We start from the raw sequence: 18,509 nt of genomic DNA, 5'->3' as shown, positions 1-18,509 counted from the left end.
TGGTCGGTTGCGCCGTCATGACCTATGGAACCGCTCATTGACAGAGTGTCAATGGGACCTTCGTCTCTCATTGACAGACCGTCAATCAGGCATAGCCAGACTCCCGCCGCACCCGCACCCGCACACGCGCCGGCGGGAGCGGGCGCCCGCGCCGCTGCGAGGGGACCGCTCCCGCCCGCCTGCAGACGCGCGACAGGCGACGGCCGCGCCCCGTCGTGCGAGGCGCGGACGCCGCCTGTCGTCCGCTCAGGCGCGCACCCGGACGGTGCGCGAACCCGTCAGGGCACCGTCACGAGGGTCTTGACCACGCCCGGCGTGCGGTCAGCCATGTCCGTGAACGCCGCCTCGATCTGCGCGAACGGCCGCGTCGAGGTGAACATCGGCGACGGGTCGAGCCGGCCGTCCGCGATGAGCTCGAGCAAGGTACCCATGCGTCCGAGGTCCCCCAGCCCGGCCCACCAGCCCACGTTCTTGAACAGGAGGTCCGCGAACGGCAGCTCGACCGGGCCGGCCGGGATCCCGACGACCGCGATGCGCCCGCCCACCGCGACGACCTGCCCCGCCGTCGCGAGCGTGGCCTGGAGCCCGACCGCCTCGACGACCGCCTCCGCGCCACGCCCGTGCGTGATCTCCTCGATCGCCGCGGCGACGTCGGGCCCCGCGGTGAGCGTGTGCGTCGCCCCCAGGCGGCGCGCGACCTCGAGCCGGTCGGGCAGCGCGTCGACGGCGACCACGGCCCGCGGACCGTGCAGGCCCGCGGTGTGGATCGCCGAGAGACCGACCGGGCCGCACCCCAGCACCACGACCACCTGGCCGGGCGCCGTGACCGCCTGGCGCACCGCGGTCCAGCCCGTCGAGAGCACGTCACCCACGGTCAGCGCCTGGGCGTCGGTCACGCCGTCGGGCACCGGCGAGAGGTCCTGGTCCGCCCACGGGACCCGGAGCATCTCCGCCTGCGCCCCGCCCCAGCCACCCCAGCCCGCACCCGAGCCGAGCACGCCGCCGCGCTCGCAGCGCTGGATCTGGCCGCGTCGGCACGCGGGGCAGGTCCCGCACCAGGGAGCCGCCGGGCCGACCACGCGGTCACCGACGCGGACGCGCGTGATCGCGGCGCCGACCTCGACGACCTCGCCCACGTACTCGTGCCCCAGCGGGAAGCCCCACGGCGTGGGCAGGTGACCGTGCACGAGGTGCACGTCGCTGCCGCACACCGTGGTCGCGGTGACCCGGACGACGACGTCCGTGGGGGTCTCGACCTTCGGGTCGGGCGCGTCGGTGAGACCGACCGAGCCGAGCGAGTCGCAGAACATCTGGCGCATGGAGCACACCTTTCTCGGGACCCCTGCACTCCCCACGCTAAGAAGGACGATCTTGGACACCAGGGCCCTTGGTCCGTCCGTTCACCCCAACGGGTGACGGCCGCGTGCGAAGCGCGTTACCGACGTGTGACAGTTCTCCTTGGCGCGGCAGCGTCCCCGAGCACGGGGGCTTCGATACCGTCGGGCCGAGATCGCGCACCGGGTCGACGACGCACCGTCGTCGGCCCCACGCCCGGCGTCGTCGACGAGGCCAGGGCCCACGCAGCACCGCCACGCACGTCCACGTCATAGTGCTCAAGGGGGTCGGTTGTCCGCTCCACGGTCGCCCGGCACCGACCTCGTCGCGCCCTCGGAGTTCGGGCCGTTCGACGCGCTGACCGACGCCGCCCACGCGCTCTACATCGAGGGCCGCTCCGAGCAGGCCATCGAGGTCTGCCGCCAGTGGCGCCGCCTCACCGAGGCCGCCGGCGACATCATCAGCACCCGGTACCTGCGCTACATCGAGGCGATCGCCCTCCAGGAGCGGGGACGCCAGCGTGAGGCCGTGCTCGTCGCGACCGAGCTCGTCGCGGGCCTCGGCGACGCGCCCGAGCCCGTGTGGCGTGCGAAGGGCCTCGCCGTCGTCGCCGAGTCGAGCGTGCGGCTGCACCAGCACGGGCGCGCCGTCGCCGCCGTCGCCGAGGCCGACTGGCTCGTCGGCGACATCCCGGCCGACACCTACGGGCACCTGTCCGCGAGCATGGCCGTGGCCCTCGCGATGCGGTCCCTCAACCTCTACGAGCCCGCGGACAAGCTGCTCCGCGCGCTCGGCGGCCAGGTCGACCTGACGCTCGAGGTGTACGTGGTCCAGGAGATGGCGCTCCTGAGCGCGTACTGGGCCACGGCCCTGCACCTCATCGGGCACGACGCCGACGCGGCCCCGCAGTTCGCGACGGCCGTGCAGCGCGCCCTGCGGATGCAGCGTGCAGCCCTGCGCGTCGGCAACGAGGTCATGCTCGCCCGGGGCGAGGTCATCGAGGCCTACGGGATCGCCGCCCTCGGCGACACACGGCTGGCAGCCGCTCGCGCCGCGGCCGCGTGCGAGCGCTTCGACCTGCGGCCCGAGCTCGCCGAGACGCACCTGGCCCACCTCGTGCTCGGCCGCGCCGCCGCCGCAGACCACAGGTTCTCCGAGGCCCGCGCGCACCTGCGGTCCGTCGTCGAGGACGCGAACGCGGCCGGTCGCGAGACCTGGGCGAGCGCCGCGACCGAGGCGCTCGCCGAGCTCGCCGTCGACGAGCTCGGCGACCACGACGCCGTGCCGCTGTGGCGCCAGCTCGCGCGGACGGCGATGACCCAGCTCTGGGAGGAGCGCGAAGGCCGGTTCGCGGCGCTCCAGGACCGCCGCAAGATCCGCCAGCTCGCGGACGAGACGAACCGGATGGGCCTCGCCGTCCTCCAGGACCCGCTCACCGGCCTCGGCAACCGCCGCCTGCTGCGCACGTCCCTCGAGACCGCGACGACGGTGCCGGGTGTCGTGTTCGTCGACGTCGACGACTTCAAGGCCGTCAACGACGAGTTCTCCCACGCGGTGGGCGACGAGGTGCTCCGTGAGATCGCGACGGTCCTGCGCGCGCACTGCCGGCACGACGACGTGCTCGTGCGGTACGGCGGCGACGAGTTCGTGATCCTCACGTCGGGCGACCTCGCCTCCGCGGAGTCCGTGGCGCGGCGCATCAACGAGGCGATCCGCGCGTCGGACTGGGGCCGGCTCGCACCCGGGCTCCTCGTCACCGTCTCCGTGGGCATCGGGCACCCGAGCCTGGGCGTGACGGACCCGTTCACGGCTGCGGACACGGCCCTCCTCGCGGCCAAGCGCGCGGGCCGCGACACCGTCGTCCTCGCCGACGCCGCGCGTCCCGACCTGACCGCGGCGACCTCGCACTGACCCTCAGCCCGCGGCGGGCAGCTCCTCGCGCGCGCCCACGCTCCCAGCGGGACGGTCCACAGGGTGCGGGAACGTCGGCGCCCGGCCCTGGAAGGACAGGATCGCGGGGTTGACGACGTGGCCGGCGCGGATCTCGATCGCGCGCCGCACGGTCTCGTCACGGTCCCAGGCCGCCGGCCCCTCGGCGACCGTCCGCACGAACGGGAGCAGCGCCTCGCTGATCTCCCACGTCGCGGCCGCCCACAGGTGCGACGGGCTGTGGTCGACGCCGTAGTACGTGACGCCCGGGGCGACGGCGAAGACGGGCTCCGCGAACGACGTGGGCCGGGCCCAGCTGAAGCCCATGCCCTCGTCGCACGACACGTCGACGATCACGCTGCCCGCGCGGAAGGCGCCCAGGTCCTGCGTGCGCAGGTAGGTGACGGGCGCCGCCGTGTCCTGCAACGTGCAGTTCACGACGATGTCGTTCTCGGCCAGGAACGGCGCGAGCGGGACCCGCCCCCGCTCGGTGATGACGTGGCTGAGGTACGGGGCACAGGCGTCGTCGTCGATCTGCACGATGCGCACCGAGTGGATCGGGGCGGCGACGGCCGCGACACCCCGGTGCGTGAGCACGCGCACGTCGTGGACGCCCAGGGCGTTGAGCGCGGTCACCGCACCGCGCGCCGTCGCGCCGAAGCCGATGACGACCGCCCGGAGCGGGCGACCGTAGTCACCCGTGAGGCCGGCGAGCTGGAGCGCGTGCAGCACGGAGCTGTACCCCGCGAGCTCGTTGTTCTTGTGGAAGACGTGGAGCCCGAACCCGCTGTCCCCCGCCCAGTGGTTCATGGCCTCGAAGGCGATGAGCGTGAGCCGCCGGTCGATCGCGAGCTGGGTGACGACCGGGTCCTGCACGCAGTGGGGCCAGCCCCACAGCACCCGACCGGGCGGGAGCTCCGCGAGGTCGCTCGCCTGCGGCTTGGGCAGCAGGACGACGTCCGCGGTCGCCAGGACCTCGGCGCGCGGGGCGACCCGCCCGACGAGGGTGGCCAGCGCCGCGTCGTCGACGCCGAAGCGCTCGCCGTAGCCGGCCTCGACGACCATCAGGCGGCGCACGTCCTCGTCGACGCGCTCGAGGTGGGCCGGGTGGAGCGGCAGGCGCCGCTCGTCGGGCTTGCGGGAGGTGGAGACGATCCCCAGGTGCAGGAGCGTCGTGGATGGGCTCGTACCGGACATGGTCGCTCCCTCGGGCACGGGCCGCGATGACCGGCGCCGCCCCGACCCTACGCTCGTGGCTCGGCAGGCCACGCCATGATGGGTGCGTCACGACACCGCCGCCGGCGCCGGTCCGTCCCCCACGGAGAGCGAGTCAGCATGGATCCCGAACCCGCCGTCGAGCCCACCCGGCCGACCGGTCCTCCCCCGCGCAGCGACGCGGCCCCCTACCCCGCCGCCGACCTGACGCCCCGGACCGAGCCCCGGCACATCGCGCTCGTCGCGCACGACAACATGAAGGTCGAGCTGCTGCGCTGGGCCGAGTTCAACCGCGAGACCCTGTCCCAGCACGTGCTGTACGCGACCGGGACGACCGGGACGATGCTCGAGTACGAGCTGGGGCTGCCGGTCCACCGGTTCCTCTCGGGCCCGGTCGGCGGCGACCAGCAGATCGGCGCGAAGATCGCCGAGGGGCAGATCACGATGCTCATCTTCTTCTGGGACCCGCTCGAGCCCCAGCCGCACGACCCCGACGTCAAGGCGCTCCTGCGCATCGGCACGGTGTGGAACGTGCCGATGGCCTGCAACGTCGCGTCGGCCGACCTGATGATCTCGAGCCCGCTCCTCGCGAGCGACTACGAGAGCCGGCGGCCGGAGCTCGGCCCGCGGACCTGGGACGGGACGCGCCCCGTCTGACCGTCGGGACGGGCGAGGGCAGGGCCCGTGGACCGGACCCTGCCCTCGATGCGCCGTCCGCGGCGCGCCCGCTGCGCGTGACCGGGCGGGCAGCAGCTGGGCGGCCCGCCCGTGTGCGACGTCAGCGCAGCCAGGTGTTGCCGACGATGCGGCCCCAGATCTTGCCGACGCCCCAGGTGTCACCCGACAGCGTGACGGCGGAGATGATCAGCAGGAGCGCCTCGTGCCAGTGCGAGTCGACGATCGGGTTGTTGCCGCCCAGGGCGAGCGGGAACTCGGCGAGGTACATGAACAGCATGAGGAGCGTGCCGGTCGCGGCCGCGATCCGCAGGCCGGCACCCAGGACCATCGCGATGCCGATGCCGAAGAGGCCGATCATGAACAGCGCGTCGCCGAACGGGTTGAGGAACATCCCGAAGAGGCCCGCGAACGGGCCCTCGATGCCGCCGATGAAACCTTGCGCGGGCGTGCCGCCGTTGACCCAGGCGCGCTCGGCCGGGGTCGCGAAGCCGAGGCCGAAGAGCTTGTCGACGAAGGCCCACAGGAACGTGAACCCGATGGTGATGCGGGCGACGGCGAGGACCTTGCGGACCCCGGCGCTGGTGACGATGGACTCTTGGTCGCCTCGTGCGGGTGCGGTGCGGTCGGTCCGGCCGGTCGCGTCGTTGCGGGTGGTGGCCATGGTCTCTCCCCCAGGAGAAGTGAGCTGACGTGTGATGGAGCCGGCGGGTTCGCCATGACGAGCGTCACACCGCGAGGGTGCCCGCGTCGCCGGACTTAGGTCCGGTGCTGACCGGGACAAACACCGCGGGTGACGCACGACCGTCACGCCCGACGCGCTCCGCCCGCCCTCGGACCGCCGCGCCCGGCCGCAATCGCCTGTCGCCGGCGGCCCCCGCACGCCAGACTCGTCCCATGCGAACCAGTGGGGCCGGCACGCGCACGCCCGGGGAGCCGGTCGTGGGCCTCGTGCTCAGCGGCGGTGGATCCCGGGCCAGCTTCCAGATCGGCGCGTTGACCTACCTCTACGACCGGGTCCAGATCGAGCCGTCCGTCATCGCGGGCGCGTCCGTGGGGTCGATCGTCGGTTCCACGCTCGCCCAGCATGCCGACCGCGCCGGGCAGCGCCGGGCCCTGGGCCAGCTCGAGGAGCTGTGGCGTGCGATGGACGAGAGCGCGGACATGTTCGTCGAGCTCGAGTGGTTCGCCCGGCTCCGCGACGTCGGACCCACGTGGGCGGGCACCATCGGCGCCCTCGAGCGCCGCCGCGGGGCCGCCCACCCGCTCGGCCGCGGCCTGTCCCGGGCGCCCGTCCGGACCTCCGAGGCACCCGCGGACGGCCCGATGGCGAGCGCAGCGCGGATCGCGGGGCGCATGACCCGGGCTGCCGCACGTGCGCGCGCCAACATCACCGCCGTCGCGCCCACCGGTCGCGCCACGCCCCAGGAGACCGCCGACGACGGGACCGAGGTCACGGCCCCAGCCGCTCCGGCCACGCCGGCCGGTCGGCCCCCCGCCGTCGGGAGCGACTCCGGGACCGAACCCACCGAGCAGGTCGCTGCGCTGGCCGACGGCGAACGCAACAGCACCAGGACCGCCGCGGGCGTCGTCGAGCTCATCGCCGGCCTGCGCGTCATCGCGCGCGCCAGGCCCGACCTCGCCGTGATCCTGCGCGGGGCGCGCGACGAGCGCTCCTTCTACCGGCCCGGCCCCATCGTCGACCGACTGCTCGACCCCGACGTGTTCGCCCCCGCACGCGTCGCCGCCTCAGGCGTGACGCTGCGCGTCGCGGTCGTCGCCCTCGAGTCCGGCGAGCTGCGCTTCGTGACCGAGACGGGCGAGATCGTCGACCGCACGGGCGCGCGCACCGACGACCCGGTCACGGTCGACCTGGTCGACGCGATCCGCGCCTCCTGCGCGATCCCCGCCGTGTTCCCGCCGGTGCGCCTCGGTGACGAGCACTACGTCGACGGCGGGGTGCGCGAGGTGCTGCCCGCCGCGATGGTCCTCGAGCACCAGCGGGTCGACCGGTGCTACGCCGTCGTCGCGACACCGACCGGCGTCCCCGCGGAGGCCTCGTTCGCCGACCGCGACCTCCTCTCGATCGTGCTGCGGAGCACCGCCGGGATCATGGCGGACGAGGTCCTCCGCGACGAGGTCGCCTACGCCCGGGCCGCCGGAGCCGTCGTCGTCGCACCGGAGATCGAGATCCACGACGGCCTCACGGTGGACCCCGGCCTGACCGCGATCGCCATGGACTACGGGTACGTGCGCGCGGCCGAGGCCGTGCTGCGCGCGAGCGCCGAGGAGCAGGCCGTCACGCGCGAGCTGTTCACGCTCCGGCGACGCATCTGGCAGGTCGAGGCGGCGCTGCTCGCCCAGGACGCGGACGGGCTCGACACGCGCCGACGTCCGGGCAGCGCCGAGCCGGGCGGGCCGTTCGCGGCCCTCGGGCCGCTCGACCCGCAGGACCCGTCGGTGGTCGCCGACGAACGGTCGCTGCGGGCGATGAGGCGGGACCTGCGGGCCCTCGTCGCCCGGGTCCCGCCCGAGCGGCTGCCACCCGGCGCGGACACCTGGTCGCGCCGGCGCGAGGGCCACGGGACGAGCGGCGCGGCCAGCGGCAGGCAGGCGCGCCTCGTCTGACCGACGACGCGCCCGATGGCGGACCACGCCGGGCGCAGGAGGATGGTGGCGTGCTCCTCGCCGATCTCGCGGCCACGTCGGCCGCTCTCGCCGCGACCCGCTCGCGCCTCGCGAAGCGCGCGCTGCTCGTCGACCTGCTGCGGCGCGCGGACCCGCAGGAGGTGCCCGTCGTCGCGCGATACCTCGCCGGCGAGCTGCGGCAACGCAGGACCGGCCTGGGGTGGCGCTCGCTGGCGGCGCTCCCCTCGCCGGCGGCGGAGGCCACGCTCGAGGTGCTCGCCGTCGACGCCGCCTTCGAGCGTATGTCCCAGCTGTCCGGCGCGGGCTCGGGGGCCGCACGGCTCGCCCTGGCCGGCGAACTCTTCGCGGCGGCGACCGAGGCCGAGCAGCACCTGCTGCGCGGGCTTGTGGCCGGCGAGGTGCGGCAGGGTGCCCTCGATGCGCTCCTGCTCGACGCCGTCGCCGAGGCCGCAGGTGTGCCGGCGGAGGCCGTGCGGCGCGCGGCGATGCTCGCCGGTGCGGCCGAGCCCGTGGCCTCCGCCGCCCTCGGTGCCGCCTCGCCCGAGGAGGCACTCAGCGCGCTCGCGACGTTCGCCCTGACGGTCGGCACGCCCGTGCGACCGATGCTCGCCGCGTCGGCGCCCGACGTCGCGAGCGCCGTCGCCGGGCTCGAGGGACGGCCCGTCGTGGTGGACGCCAAGCTCGACGGGATCCGCGTGCAGGTGCACCGCGACGGCGACGACGTGCGGGTCTTCACGCGGAGCCTCGACGACATCACGGCGCGCGTCCCCGAGGTCGTCGCCGTCGTCCGCGCGATGCCCGTCCGCTCCGTGGTGCTCGACGGCGAGGCCCTCGCGCTGGATGCGACGGGCCGCGCGCGGCCGTTCCAGGAGACCTCCGCCCGGACGGCGACCCGCGACGCCGAGGTCGCGTCGGCGACCGCGCTCACCCCGTTCTTCTTCGACGTGCTGCACCTCGACGGCCGCGACCTCATGGGCGAGCCCCTGGCACGGCGGCTCGAGGTTCTCGACGCCGTCGCGGCGGGGCACGTGGTCGAGCGCCTCGTGACCGACGACGCCGCGGCCGCGCAAGGCGCGTTCGAGCGCTGGGTCGCCGCGGGCCACGAGGGCGTGGTCGTCAAGGACGCCGCCGCCCCGTACGACGCCGGGCGGCGCGGGAGCGCCTGGGTCAAGGTCAAGCCGAGGCACACGCTCGACCTCGTGGTGCTCGCGGTCGAGCGCGGGTCCGGGCGGCGCAGCGGGCTACTCTCGAACATCCACCTCGGCGCCAGGGACCCGGCGGGCGGCTTCGTGATGCTCGGCAAGACGTTCAAGGGCATGACGGACGAGATGCTCGCGTGGCAGACGAGACGGTTCCGCGAGCTGGAGGTCGACGACGACGGCTGGACGGTGACACTCCGGCCGGAGCAGGTCGTGGAGATCGCGTTCGACGGCGTCCAGCGCTCGACGCGCTACCCGGGGGGTCTCGCCCTGCGGTTCGCGCGCGTGCTGCGGTACCGCGACGACAAGACGGCGGCCGAGGCCGACACGATCGAGACCGTGCGCGCCGTCACGGGGCCAGCCGCGCCCGAGCGGTTCGGTACGGGCGAGACCGCCGAGGTCTCCGAGGGGCCGGAGGGCACCGGGTGAGCGGCGCCGAGGGCATGCGCCCCTTGACGGTCGAGACGCCGCACGGCGAGGCCGTCGCGCACGTCCATGCCGTCCCCGAGGCGCGCGGGACGCTCGTCCTCGGACATGGTGCGGGCGGCGGCGTCAGCGCGCCGGACCTTCTCGCGGCCGTCTCGGCGGCGCACGGCGCGCGGTTCTCGACGGCGCTGGTCGAGCAGCCGTACCGGGTCGCGGGGCGTCGGGCACCACCACGTGCGCCGGTGCTCGACGAGGCGTGGACGGCGGTCCTCGGGCACCTGAGGTCCGCGGGCCTGGCCACGGGTCTCGTCGTCGTGGGTGGACGGTCCTCGGGTGCGCGCGTGGCGTGCCGGACGGCGCACGCGTCGGGCGCGGCCGGCGTGCTCTGCCTGGCGTTCCCGCTCCAGCCCGTGGCGCGCGCCGGGCGCCCGCCCGCACCGAGCCGCCTGCCCGAGCTCGAGGCGGTCGACGTGCCGGTGCTCGTGGTCCAGGGCGTGACGGATCCCTTCGGCATGCCACCGCCGGGTCCGGGCCGCCGGGTTGTGCCCGTGCGGGGCGACCACTCGCTGCGCGTGGATACCGACGCGGTGCGGGCCGCGGTCGTCGCGTGGCTGGCTGCGCTGCCCGACGCCTGACGGTCGTCGCAGGCCGGACGGCCACCCCGTGGGACGGCTGCCCGACACGCGTCAGGCGGCGCCGACCCCCGAGCCGACAGGCAGCGCACCGGCCGTGACCTCGAGCTCCCGCACCCTCGCGTCGTCCTCGTCCGACGTCGCGGAACCGACGGGCAGAGCCGGGGAGGCGGCCTCCGCAGGCACGTTCCGCGCGGCGAGCCGGCGGTGCTCGCGCAGGTACGCGGGTGCGAGCACGGCGACGGCGCCGATCCACGCGAGCGGGTTGCCCCACACCACGCCCGTGAAGCCGAACGACGCGCCGAGCACGACGGCTGCACCGACGCGCATGACGAGCTCGATGATGCCGGTGAGCGTCGGCACGACGGTGTGCCCCAGTCCCTGGAGCGCGCCGCGGAGCACGAACAGCACCCCCAGGAGGACGTAGAGCAGGCCGTTGACCAGCAGGAGGTAGGACGCCATGCTCACGACGCGCCCCTCCTCCGGCCCGACGAAGAGGCTCACGATCGGGCCGCCGGCCGTCACGAGCACTGCGCCGAGGAGCACCCCACCCACCGCGGACATCCACACGGACTGGACGACGCCGCGACGGATCCGGTCGGGCCGGCCCGCGCCGTGGTTCTGGGCCACGAACATGGACACAGCGAGGCCGAGCGACGCGAGCAGCGCGACGGCGAGCCCGTCGACGCGTGCGGCCGTCGTGTACGCCGCGACGGCGTCGGAGCCCAGCGAGTTGAGCCGCACCTGAACGGCGAGCGCACCGATCGCGATGATCGACGCCTGGAACCCCATGGGCAGGCCGAGCCGAAGGTGCAACGCCAGGTCGGCCCTGGCGACGTGCCAGTCCTCCCGGTGCACGCGCAGGACGGGCACGCGTCGTCGGACGAACCACAGGCAGAGCGCGACGGAGACGGCCTGCGAGATCACGGTGGCGAGCGCGGCACCGCCGACCCCGAGCCCGAGGTTCGCGACGAGCACCACGACGAGCCCGATGTTGAGGGTGCAGCTCAGCGCGAGGAAGAGGAGCGGCGTGCGGGAGTCCCCGATGGCCCGGATGATCGCCGAGAGGTAGTTGAAGAACATCATCGTGCTCGCACCCAGGAAGCTGACGACCGCGAAGGTCGTGGCCTGGGGCACGAGCTCCTCGGGCGTGCGCAGGAGCCGCAGCGCGGGGCCCGCCAGCAGTGGTGCGGCAACGGTGAGGACGACGCTCATCGCCGCGGTCAGGAGGGCGCCGGACGCCACGGAGCGGCGGACCGCGGCGGCATCGCCGGCCCCGAACGCCTGGGCCGTCGGGATGGCGAAGCCGGAGGTCAGACCCCACGCGAAGCCCAGGAGGAGGAAGAGGAGGCTCCCGGTCGCCCCCACGGCCGCGAGCGCCTCCACGCCGAGGTGGCGGCCGACGACGATCGCGTCGACCACCTGGTACAGCTGCTGGACGACGTTGCCCACGAGGAGCGGGACGGCGAACACCAGGATCACGCGCCACGGAGATCCGGTGGTCAGAGCCTTCGACATGACGCGGCAGGTCCTTGAGAACGATGGGGCGGGGGGCTGTGGTGCCGTTCCACGACGGTCCGGCACCACCGAATCGTATCGTTCCGACCCACTCTGACCTGAGGGTTTTTCCTCGTCGCTCAGATGTCTCGTGCGTCACAGGACGAGGCGCCTCCGCGGTCTGTGCCGCCCCGACTCACGTCGGTTGGCCGCGAACGCCGACAGGCCCTCGAGCGTGAGCCCGCGCTCGAGGGCCTGCGCCACGACCGAGTCCTCCTCCGCGCCCGGCGGCAGGTGCAGGATCGCGTGGATGCCTGCGGGCACGCCCGACAGCGGCGGGACGACGCCGGCGTGGCCCGGCAGCGTCCCGGAGACGGGCTGCCGGGCCACGGGCCGACCCCGCGGCGTCAGCCGGCAGCGCGTCGGACGAGCTCGGCGACCCGCTCCTCGTCGGCGGGGCCGAGCGTCGTGAGCGCGTAGGCCGTGGGCCACATCGCGCCGTCGTCGAGGGCTGCGGCGTCGTTGAAGCCGAGCGTGGCGTAGCGCGCCTTGAACTTCGCGGCGTCCTGGAAGAAGCACACGACCTTGCCGTCCTTCGCATAGGCAGGCATGCCGTACCAGGTGCGCGGCACGAGCTCCGGGGCGACCTCGCGGACGATCTCGTGGATGCGCTGCGCCATCACACGGTCCGCCTCCGGCATGCCGGCGATCTTCGCGAGGACCTCGGTCTCGGGGTCGACCTTGCCCGCCCCGGCCCGCTTCGCGGCCTTGACCTCACGTGCGCGCTCCTTCATGGCGGCGCGCTCCTCGGCGGTGAACGCCTGCCCGGTGTCCTCGGTCGTGCTCGTCGTGTCCGTCACGGGTGCGCTCCTCGTGGTCGTTGCTTCAACTCGGTCCGTCACGGTCATGCTAGGAATGCGGCTCGTGGCGCTGCTTCTTCGAAACTGATCGATCCCGGCGCCTGGGGGCGCCGGGCGGTCAGAGCCGTTGGCCGCCCGAGATCTCGATGCGCTGCCCGGTGATCCATCCCGTGCCGCCGGTGAGCAGCGTCGCGACCGCGGCGCCGACGTCGTCGGGCAGGCCCGGTCGGCCCATGGCCGTCATCGCCGCGACCGCCCGGTTCACACCGGGGTCGTCGCGCACCACGCCGCCCGAGAAGTCGGTCTGGATCGCGCCCGGCGCGATCGTGTTCACGGCGATGCCGCGGGGGCCGAGCTCGAGCGCGAAGTAGCGGGCCAGGACCTCCACGGCCCCCTTGACGGCCGCGTACGCGCCGTACCCGCCGGGCAGGGTGAACCGGGTGAGCCCGGTCGACGTGAAGAGGATCCGGCCGCCGTCGGGGATCAGCGGCAGCAGGGCCTGGGTCAGGAGGAACGGGGACGTCAGGTGGATCGTCACGAGCTCGTCGAGCTCCGCCTCCGTCGTCTCGGCGAGCGTGCGGTGCATCCCGACCCCCGCGTTGTTCACGAGGTGGTCGATCGTGTCGCGGCCGAAGTCCTGCGCGAGCACGCGACGGACCTCGTCGACGAACGCGGGGATCGCGCCCGTCGTGGCGGTGTCGAGCGGCAGCGCTGCGGCCCGATGACCTGCCGCCTGGACCTCCGCGACGGCAGCCCGCGCCTCCGCCTCGTTGGTGCGGTAGGTGAGCAGCACGTCCACCCCCGCTGCCGCGAGGTGCTTGACGCTGCTGCGCCCGAGCCCACGGCTGCCGCCGGTGACGAGCGCGAGGGTGTCGACCATGATGCCTCCTGAGGTGTTAGCGCTGATACTCACAACGCTAACACGCCGCTAACGGCTACGGGGTATCGGCGCTAATAGCGTCATCGCGTCGGGGTGTTAGCGTCGGTACGTGGCGGACACGGTGCGGGAGAGAATCGTCGAGGTCGCGCTGCGACTGCTCGAGGAGGGCGGCCCCGAGGCGATGTCCACCCGTGCCGTGAGCGCGGGCGCGGGCGTCCAGGCGCCCACGATCTACCGCCTCTTCCGCGACAAGCAGGGCCTGCTCGACGCCGTGACGGCCCTTCGCTTCGAGGACTACCTCGTGGAGAAGACCACGCGCGACGTCGCGGAGGACCCTGTCGACGACCTGCGCCGCGGCTGGGACGTCCACGTGGGCTTCGGCCTCGCGCACCCGGCCGTCTACGCCGCGATCTACGGCAGCCCACGCGTCGGGGACCCGCCACCCGCGGTCCGGCGCGCCGAGGAGATCCTGCTCGCGATGATGCGACGCATCGCCGCCGCCGGCCGGTTGCGGGTCGACGAGCACACCGCCGCGCACGTCGTCGGGGCAACCGGACGCGGCGCGACCCTCCTGCTCATCGCGACACCCGAGGCCGAGCGTGACCACCGCGCCGCGGAGATCGCGAGGGAGGCCGCGATCGCCGCCGTCACGACGGACGCCGTCCCCGCGTCCGCAGGCGAGCCGCTCGCCGTCGCGGCGCGCACCGTGCGCGCCGCGCTCCCCGGCGTCGACGCGCTCAGCACGGCCGAGCGAGGGCTGATGGCTGAGTGGCTGGGGCGCCTCGCCTCCCGGTGAGGCGCCCCAGCGCTCAGCGCAGCCCGGCGAAGAACGCGACGCCCACCGGCGCCGGCGCAGCTACGGCTACGGCTACGGCTCGATCAGCATCGCCAGGTGGACCCTGTCCCCCAGCTCGACGCGCTCGGCCCGCCGCACGGCGACCTTGAGCGGCACGACGTAGCCGCCGTCCCGCGGGAACAGCGAGGTCGTGAACCGTGTGCGGCCGAGCAGGACCGTCACGGGGATCACGCCCCACCCATAGCTGACCAGCGGCGACGCCGCACGCAGCGCCCCGGCCTCGGCGTCGGGCACGGGGACGAACCAGTAGGGCGACGGCCCGCGCCAGTGGATCACCTCGCCGTCGAACTCGAGCTCGAGCTCCATCGCGCCAGCGTACGGACGGGTGCGCGGGCGGGCGCCGGTCATAGCTGCGGCGGGCCCTCGCCCCCCAGCGCTTGACGCGAGCACGGTGCTGAGCGGGTTCTCGGTCATGGCGCGACGGTAGGGTCCGTTCCGGACGTTCCCCTTCCGGATCCGGAGGATCCTCGTGCGACCCGACGCCGGCCCCGTCTCGCGGGCGCTCCTGACGCTCGAGCTCGTGCAGGCGCAGCCCGGGATCACGGCCGAGCGCCTGGCGGACCGCCTCGGCGTGAGCGAGCGCGCCGCGCGGCGCTACGTCGGCATGCTCCGCGAGGCCGGCATCCCGATCGAGTCGACCCGCGGGCCCTACGGCGGGTACCGGGCGGGACGCGGCCTGCGGATGCCCCCGCTCGTGTTCACCGCGACCGAGGCGACAGGCCTCGTCATGGCCGTGCTCGACGGGCACCACGCCGCGAGCGACCCCGCCGACCCGGTGGGCAGCGCGCTCGGCAAGCTCATCCGCGCGCTGCCCGAGCCCGTCGCCGAGACGGCCGAGGCGGTCCGCCGCACCGCCGCGGCGGCGCCGGACCGCGCCGCGGTCCGCCCCGACCCGGCGATCGCGACAGCACTCGTCCGGGCCTGCGGCGAGCGCCGGCTCGCGCGTGTCGAGTACGCGAGCGAGTCCGGGCGGGAGTGGACCGTCGACGTCGAGCCGTGGGCCGTCGTCGTGCGGCACGGCCGCTGGTACCTGCTCTGCCTGCCCGTCGGCCGCGACGGGAGCCGCAGCTACCGGATCGACAGGGTGCGCGGCGTCGAGGTGCTCGACCAGACGTTCCACCCGCCCGTGGACCTCGACCCGGTCGCCGCGCTCGAGGAGAGTCTCGGCACCGGCTGGGAGCACGTGGCCGAGGTCCTCGTGGACGCGACGCCCGACGTCGTCGCGCACCACCTCCCCCGCACCCTCGGCCGCTTCGAGCCGACGGCGGACGGTCGCACCCGCGTCGTAGGCAGCACGAGCAACCCCGCGTGGTACGCCCACGAGCTCACCGCCCTACCGGTGCCGTACCGGGTCGTCGGCGGCGACGCGCTGCTGGCGGCGGCGCGCGAGGTGGCCGCGCGGCTCGTCGCAGCAACCGAGCGACCCGGCGCGCCCGACGGTCCGGGGAGCTAGGCCTCGGCCGGTCGGGCGCAGAGGGCGCGGGGCACCGACGGTGCCGTCATCGCTCGAGCCACGGCGGCACCGGGTCGGCCACGGGACCCATGGACCGGTACCCGGCGATCAGCGCGTGCACCGCGTCGCCCAGGCCCGCGGTCGGCTCGTCGAGGCGGGCCGGCCCCCCGGCCAGCTCCGCGCGACCGTGGATCAACGCCCAGTAGGCGAAGCAGGCCGCTCCCGGGCTCTGCGGGACCGCGCGCTCGAACTGCCGACGGAGGTGGTCCCACACGGCGGCCCAGGGCTCGATCCTGGGGTCGCCGGGTGCCGGCTTGCCCTGGAGGAGCGCCGCGAACGCGTGCGGGCGGGCGAGCGCGAAGCGCACGTAGACGTCGGCGACACCCGTGAGGTGGTCCTCGCCGTCTCCCCCGACCTCCGCGATCGCGCCGTGCAGCGCCCAGGCCGCGCACTCGCCGATCGCGACCACCAGACCCTCGCGACCGTCCACGTGCCGGTAGAGGGCGTTGGGCGACACGTGGAGGTCGGCGGCGACGTCGCGCAGCGACCACCTGTCCCAGCCGCGCTCCTCGACCACGGCCAGTGCGCGGGGACCGATCTGCGCGGGGTCGATGAGGTTGGGGTACGGCACCCCGTCACGGTAGTGGGGGCACCGCGATGCCGACCAGGTCGGCACCCTGCTGCCACAGCTCGTCCCTGAGGTCGTCGCGCTGGGCGTCGGCCGACGGGGCCTTGGGGCGCAGCCCGTCGAGGTACAGGAAGCCGCGACCGTGCCAGCGCTCATCGAGCACCAGCGACGCGACGGCCCGGGCCGTCGTGCTCGAGAGCCGCATGTTCGCGACGAACGGGGTGGCTGCGTAGCCGACGGCCCGCACGACGGGGACCAGCCATCGCGGGAGCTCGCGGCCCAGGCCCGTGTCGACCATGAGGCCTGGGTCCAGGGCGAACACGTCGACGTCTCGGCCGGCGGCGCGCAGGTGCTCCTGGAAGGCGCGCGCCTGGAGGGCGTTGCCGAGCTTGGACGTCGAGTAGCGGACGGCCCCGACGGCGATCCTCCGGCTCTCGGGTGCGACGTCGGGCAGGGCCAGGTGCCGCGTCCCGAGCCACGTGGGCGCCGGCACGCCGCTGCGCCGCGCGAGCCGGTTGTCCGGCTCGTGCACGCCGCTGCTGAGCACCACGACCCTCGCGCCGTCGACGAGGTGGTCGCGCAGGGACCACAGGACGAGCTGGTGCGCGAGGACGTTGACGCCGAAGGTGAGCTCGAACCCGTCCTCCGTGCGTGCGTCCCGCTGCGTGCTCAGGCCCGCGTTCGCGACGACGGCCCGCAGGCGCACGTCGTCGAGGGTCCGGAGCCCGTGCCGGACCGAGGCGAGCTCGGCGAGGTCGGCGACGAACGGCAGCGCCGAGCCTCCGCGCGCCCGGACGTCGGCGACGACGGCCTCCACGGCCTGGCGGCGACGGCCGCCGACGACCACCGGCACGCCTCGGCGCACCAGCTCGTCGACCGTCTTGCGACCCAGTCCACCGGTGGCCCCGGTGACCAGCACGAATCCCTCGGCCATGGCACTCTCCTCGCTCTCCCATGATGATTCACACCGTGAACTTTGAAGGTAGACGCCATTAACGTTCGCCGCAAGAGGCGGCCCGGTACTCGGCGCCGCCGTCGCCCACTCCTGCCCGCCGAGGCTGCGCCGAGGTCACGATGAGGACACGACGCTTGACAGCCTTGTGTGGGTCAGATCACACTCTCAGCACGTGCTTAATCGGTTTAACAGCCGGATGTGCCCGCCGCCCGCGCTCACAGGGCACGGGCTGGACACCCTCGACGAGGAGGAGCGTGTGACGACACGGGTCGGCATCAAGGAGGTCGCGCGGCTCGCGGGCGTGTCCACCGCGACCGTCTCGCTCGTCCTCAACGACCGGGCCGCCGAGCGGATCCCGGCAAGCACCCAGGAACGGGTCCGGCGCGCGGCCCTCGAGTCCGGCTACGCACCCAACCGGCTCGCCCGCAGCCTGAGGACCCGCCGCACCCACACCATCGGGCTCATCTCCGACCGGATCGCCACGACGCCCTACGCGGTCCGCATGGTCGAGGCCGCTCAGGAGACCGCGCGCCGGCACGGCCACCTGCTGTTCCTCGTCAGCACCGGAGGCGACAGGGAGCTCGAGCAGGAGGCCGTGGCGGCACTCCTCGACCAGCAGGTCGACGGACTCGTCTACGCGTGCATGTGGCACCGCGTCGTGACCGACCTCCCGCAGGGCCTGCCCCCGGGCACGGTCTTCCTCGACGGCCGACCCGCCGGCGGCGGCTTCCCGGCGGTCGTCCCCGACGACCGGGGCGGGGCCGTCGCAGCGGTGCAGCACCTGGTCGACGCCGGGCACCGACGCATCGCCTACGTCGACATCGACGAGGAGCCACCGCCCGAGGCGTCGGGCCTGCGCCACCAGGGCTACCTCGAGGTGCTCGAGCGCGCAGGGATCCAGGCCGACCCGGCCCTGCACGTCCGGGGCCGCTCCGACGCGGCCGGCGGCGCCGAGGCCGCCTCCCGGGTGCTCGACCTGCCCGCGGACCGCCGCCCGACAGCGCTCTTCTGCTTCAACGACCGGATCGCGATGGGCGCGTACGCCGCGGCGCGGCGCCACGGCCTCGAGATCCCGCGCGACCTGTCGGTCGTCGGGTACGACGACCAGCAGCTCATCGCCGCCGAGCTCGACCCCGGCCTGACCACCGTCGCCCTCCCGCACCACGCGATGGGCCGGTGGGCGGTCGAGGTGCTCCTCGGCGAACGCGAGCGCCCGACGCAGGACGACGGCGTGGTGCTCATGCCGTGCCCGCTGATCCGTCGGGAGTCGGTGGGCCCACCGTCGGTCCGGGACCCGGACCGACGGCGGGTGTGACACAA

Annotated in this window: 18 protein-coding genes; 8 read left to right on the top strand and 10 right to left on the bottom strand. The window is 74.5% G+C overall.

Going from position 1 to position 18,509, the window contains the following annotated elements:
- Positions 1-278: 278 nt before the first annotated feature.
- Positions 279-1,319 (bottom strand): alcohol dehydrogenase catalytic domain-containing protein, encoded by a 1,041-nt coding sequence (locus tag FZ988_RS17055; protein ID WP_149205237.1) that lies wholly within the window; start codon positions 1,317-1,319, stop codon positions 279-281.
- A gap of 307 nt (positions 1,320-1,626) precedes the next feature.
- Here FZ988_RS17055 and FZ988_RS17050 point away from each other — a divergent pair, with 307 nt between their 5' ends.
- The gene (locus tag FZ988_RS17050) at positions 1,627-3,246 is read left to right on the top strand and encodes a GGDEF domain-containing protein (protein WP_149205236.1); all 1,620 of its coding nucleotides are present in this window, start codon (positions 1,627-1,629) and stop codon (positions 3,244-3,246) included.
- A gap of 3 nt (positions 3,247-3,249) precedes the next feature.
- On the opposite strand, the gene FZ988_RS17045 is transcribed toward FZ988_RS17050, so the two are convergent.
- The gene (locus tag FZ988_RS17045; RefSeq protein ID WP_149205235.1) at positions 3,250-4,461 is read right to left on the bottom strand and encodes a N(5)-(carboxyethyl)ornithine synthase; all 1,212 of its coding nucleotides are present in this window, start codon (positions 4,459-4,461) and stop codon (positions 3,250-3,252) included.
- Positions 4,462-4,599: 138 nt separating this feature from the next.
- Between FZ988_RS17045 and FZ988_RS17040 the strand changes: the two genes are divergently transcribed.
- Positions 4,600-5,136, top strand: a complete 537-nt coding sequence (locus tag FZ988_RS17040) for a methylglyoxal synthase (RefSeq protein ID WP_149205234.1) — start codon at positions 4,600-4,602, stop codon at positions 5,134-5,136.
- Between the two features lie 121 nt (positions 5,137-5,257).
- Here FZ988_RS17040 and FZ988_RS17035 read toward each other — a convergent pair whose 3' ends face one another.
- Complete coding sequence (locus FZ988_RS17035; RefSeq protein ID WP_246169590.1) at positions 5,258-5,818, bottom strand: DoxX family protein; 561 nt, start codon at positions 5,816-5,818, stop codon at positions 5,258-5,260.
- A 233-nt stretch (positions 5,819-6,051) separates the two neighbouring features.
- Between FZ988_RS17035 and FZ988_RS17030 the strand changes: the two genes are divergently transcribed.
- The 3 genes from FZ988_RS17030 to FZ988_RS17020 are packed head-to-tail and all read left to right on the top strand — an operon-like array spanning position 6,052 to position 10,063.
- Positions 6,052-7,782: a patatin-like phospholipase family protein gene (locus tag FZ988_RS17030; RefSeq protein ID WP_149205233.1), complete on the top strand. Its 1,731-nt coding sequence runs from the start codon at positions 6,052-6,054 to the stop codon at positions 7,780-7,782.
- Positions 7,783-7,832: 50 nt separating this feature from the next.
- Positions 7,833-9,431, top strand: coding sequence for an ATP-dependent DNA ligase (locus FZ988_RS17025; protein WP_149205232.1), 1,599 nt, complete (start codon positions 7,833-7,835; stop codon positions 9,429-9,431).
- Positions 9,428-10,063, top strand: coding sequence for an alpha/beta hydrolase family protein (locus FZ988_RS17020; RefSeq protein ID WP_223145174.1), 636 nt, complete (start codon positions 9,428-9,430; stop codon positions 10,061-10,063). Before FZ988_RS17025 ends, FZ988_RS17020 begins: the two co-directional genes overlap by 4 nt.
- Positions 10,064-10,114: 51 nt before the next feature.
- Here the strand turns inward: FZ988_RS17020 and FZ988_RS17015 are convergent, their stop codons facing one another.
- The 4 genes from FZ988_RS17015 to FZ988_RS17000 all read right to left on the bottom strand — a co-directional run bounded on the left by FZ988_RS17015 (position 10,115) and on the right by FZ988_RS17000 (position 13,297).
- Positions 10,115-11,578 carry an MATE family efflux transporter gene (locus FZ988_RS17015; protein ID WP_149205231.1) on the bottom strand — a complete coding sequence of 488 codons (1,464 nt, stop codon included), beginning with the start codon at positions 11,576-11,578 and terminating at the stop codon, positions 10,115-10,117.
- Positions 11,579-11,713: 135 nt separating this feature from the next.
- Positions 11,714-11,947 (bottom strand): hypothetical protein, encoded by a 234-nt coding sequence (locus FZ988_RS17010; RefSeq protein ID WP_149205230.1) that lies wholly within the window; start codon positions 11,945-11,947, stop codon positions 11,714-11,716.
- 17 nt (positions 11,948-11,964) lie between these two features.
- Complete coding sequence (locus FZ988_RS17005; RefSeq protein ID WP_246169589.1) at positions 11,965-12,417, bottom strand: iron chaperone; 453 nt, start codon at positions 12,415-12,417, stop codon at positions 11,965-11,967.
- Between the two features lie 118 nt (positions 12,418-12,535).
- Entirely contained in the window at positions 12,536-13,297 is a 762-nt protein-coding gene (locus FZ988_RS17000; protein ID WP_149205228.1) for an SDR family NAD(P)-dependent oxidoreductase, read from the bottom strand.
- A gap of 109 nt (positions 13,298-13,406) precedes the next feature.
- Here FZ988_RS17000 and FZ988_RS16995 point away from each other — a divergent pair, with 109 nt between their 5' ends.
- Complete coding sequence (locus tag FZ988_RS16995; RefSeq protein ID WP_149205227.1) at positions 13,407-14,093, top strand: TetR/AcrR family transcriptional regulator; 687 nt, start codon at positions 13,407-13,409, stop codon at positions 14,091-14,093.
- A gap of 72 nt (positions 14,094-14,165) precedes the next feature.
- Here the strand turns inward: FZ988_RS16995 and FZ988_RS16990 are convergent, their stop codons facing one another.
- Positions 14,166-14,459, bottom strand: coding sequence for a DUF1905 domain-containing protein (locus FZ988_RS16990; RefSeq protein ID WP_149205226.1), 294 nt, complete (start codon positions 14,457-14,459; stop codon positions 14,166-14,168).
- A gap of 163 nt (positions 14,460-14,622) precedes the next feature.
- Here FZ988_RS16990 and FZ988_RS16985 point away from each other — a divergent pair, with 163 nt between their 5' ends.
- Positions 14,623-15,606, top strand: a complete 984-nt coding sequence (locus FZ988_RS16985) for a helix-turn-helix transcriptional regulator (RefSeq protein ID WP_149205225.1) — start codon at positions 14,623-14,625, stop codon at positions 15,604-15,606.
- 46 nt (positions 15,607-15,652) lie between these two features.
- On the opposite strand, the gene FZ988_RS16980 is transcribed toward FZ988_RS16985, so the two are convergent.
- Entirely contained in the window at positions 15,653-16,237 is a 585-nt protein-coding gene (locus tag FZ988_RS16980) for a TetR/AcrR family transcriptional regulator (RefSeq protein WP_188079159.1), read from the bottom strand.
- A gap of 4 nt (positions 16,238-16,241) precedes the next feature.
- Positions 16,242-17,168, bottom strand: a complete 927-nt coding sequence (locus FZ988_RS16975) for an SDR family NAD(P)-dependent oxidoreductase (protein ID WP_149205223.1) — start codon at positions 17,166-17,168, stop codon at positions 16,242-16,244.
- Between the two features lie 277 nt (positions 17,169-17,445).
- Between FZ988_RS16975 and FZ988_RS16970 the strand changes: the two genes are divergently transcribed.
- The gene (locus FZ988_RS16970) at positions 17,446-18,504 is read left to right on the top strand and encodes a LacI family DNA-binding transcriptional regulator (protein WP_246169588.1); all 1,059 of its coding nucleotides are present in this window, start codon (positions 17,446-17,448) and stop codon (positions 18,502-18,504) included.
- Positions 18,505-18,509 lie beyond the last annotated feature (5 nt).

Origin of the sequence: Actinotalea subterranea (assembly GCF_008364845.1) — a bacterium.
GTDB classification, from domain to species: domain Bacteria; phylum Actinomycetota; class Actinomycetes; order Actinomycetales; family Cellulomonadaceae; genus Actinotalea; species Actinotalea subterranea.
This window is presented reverse-complemented; position numbering and strand designations above follow the sequence as displayed.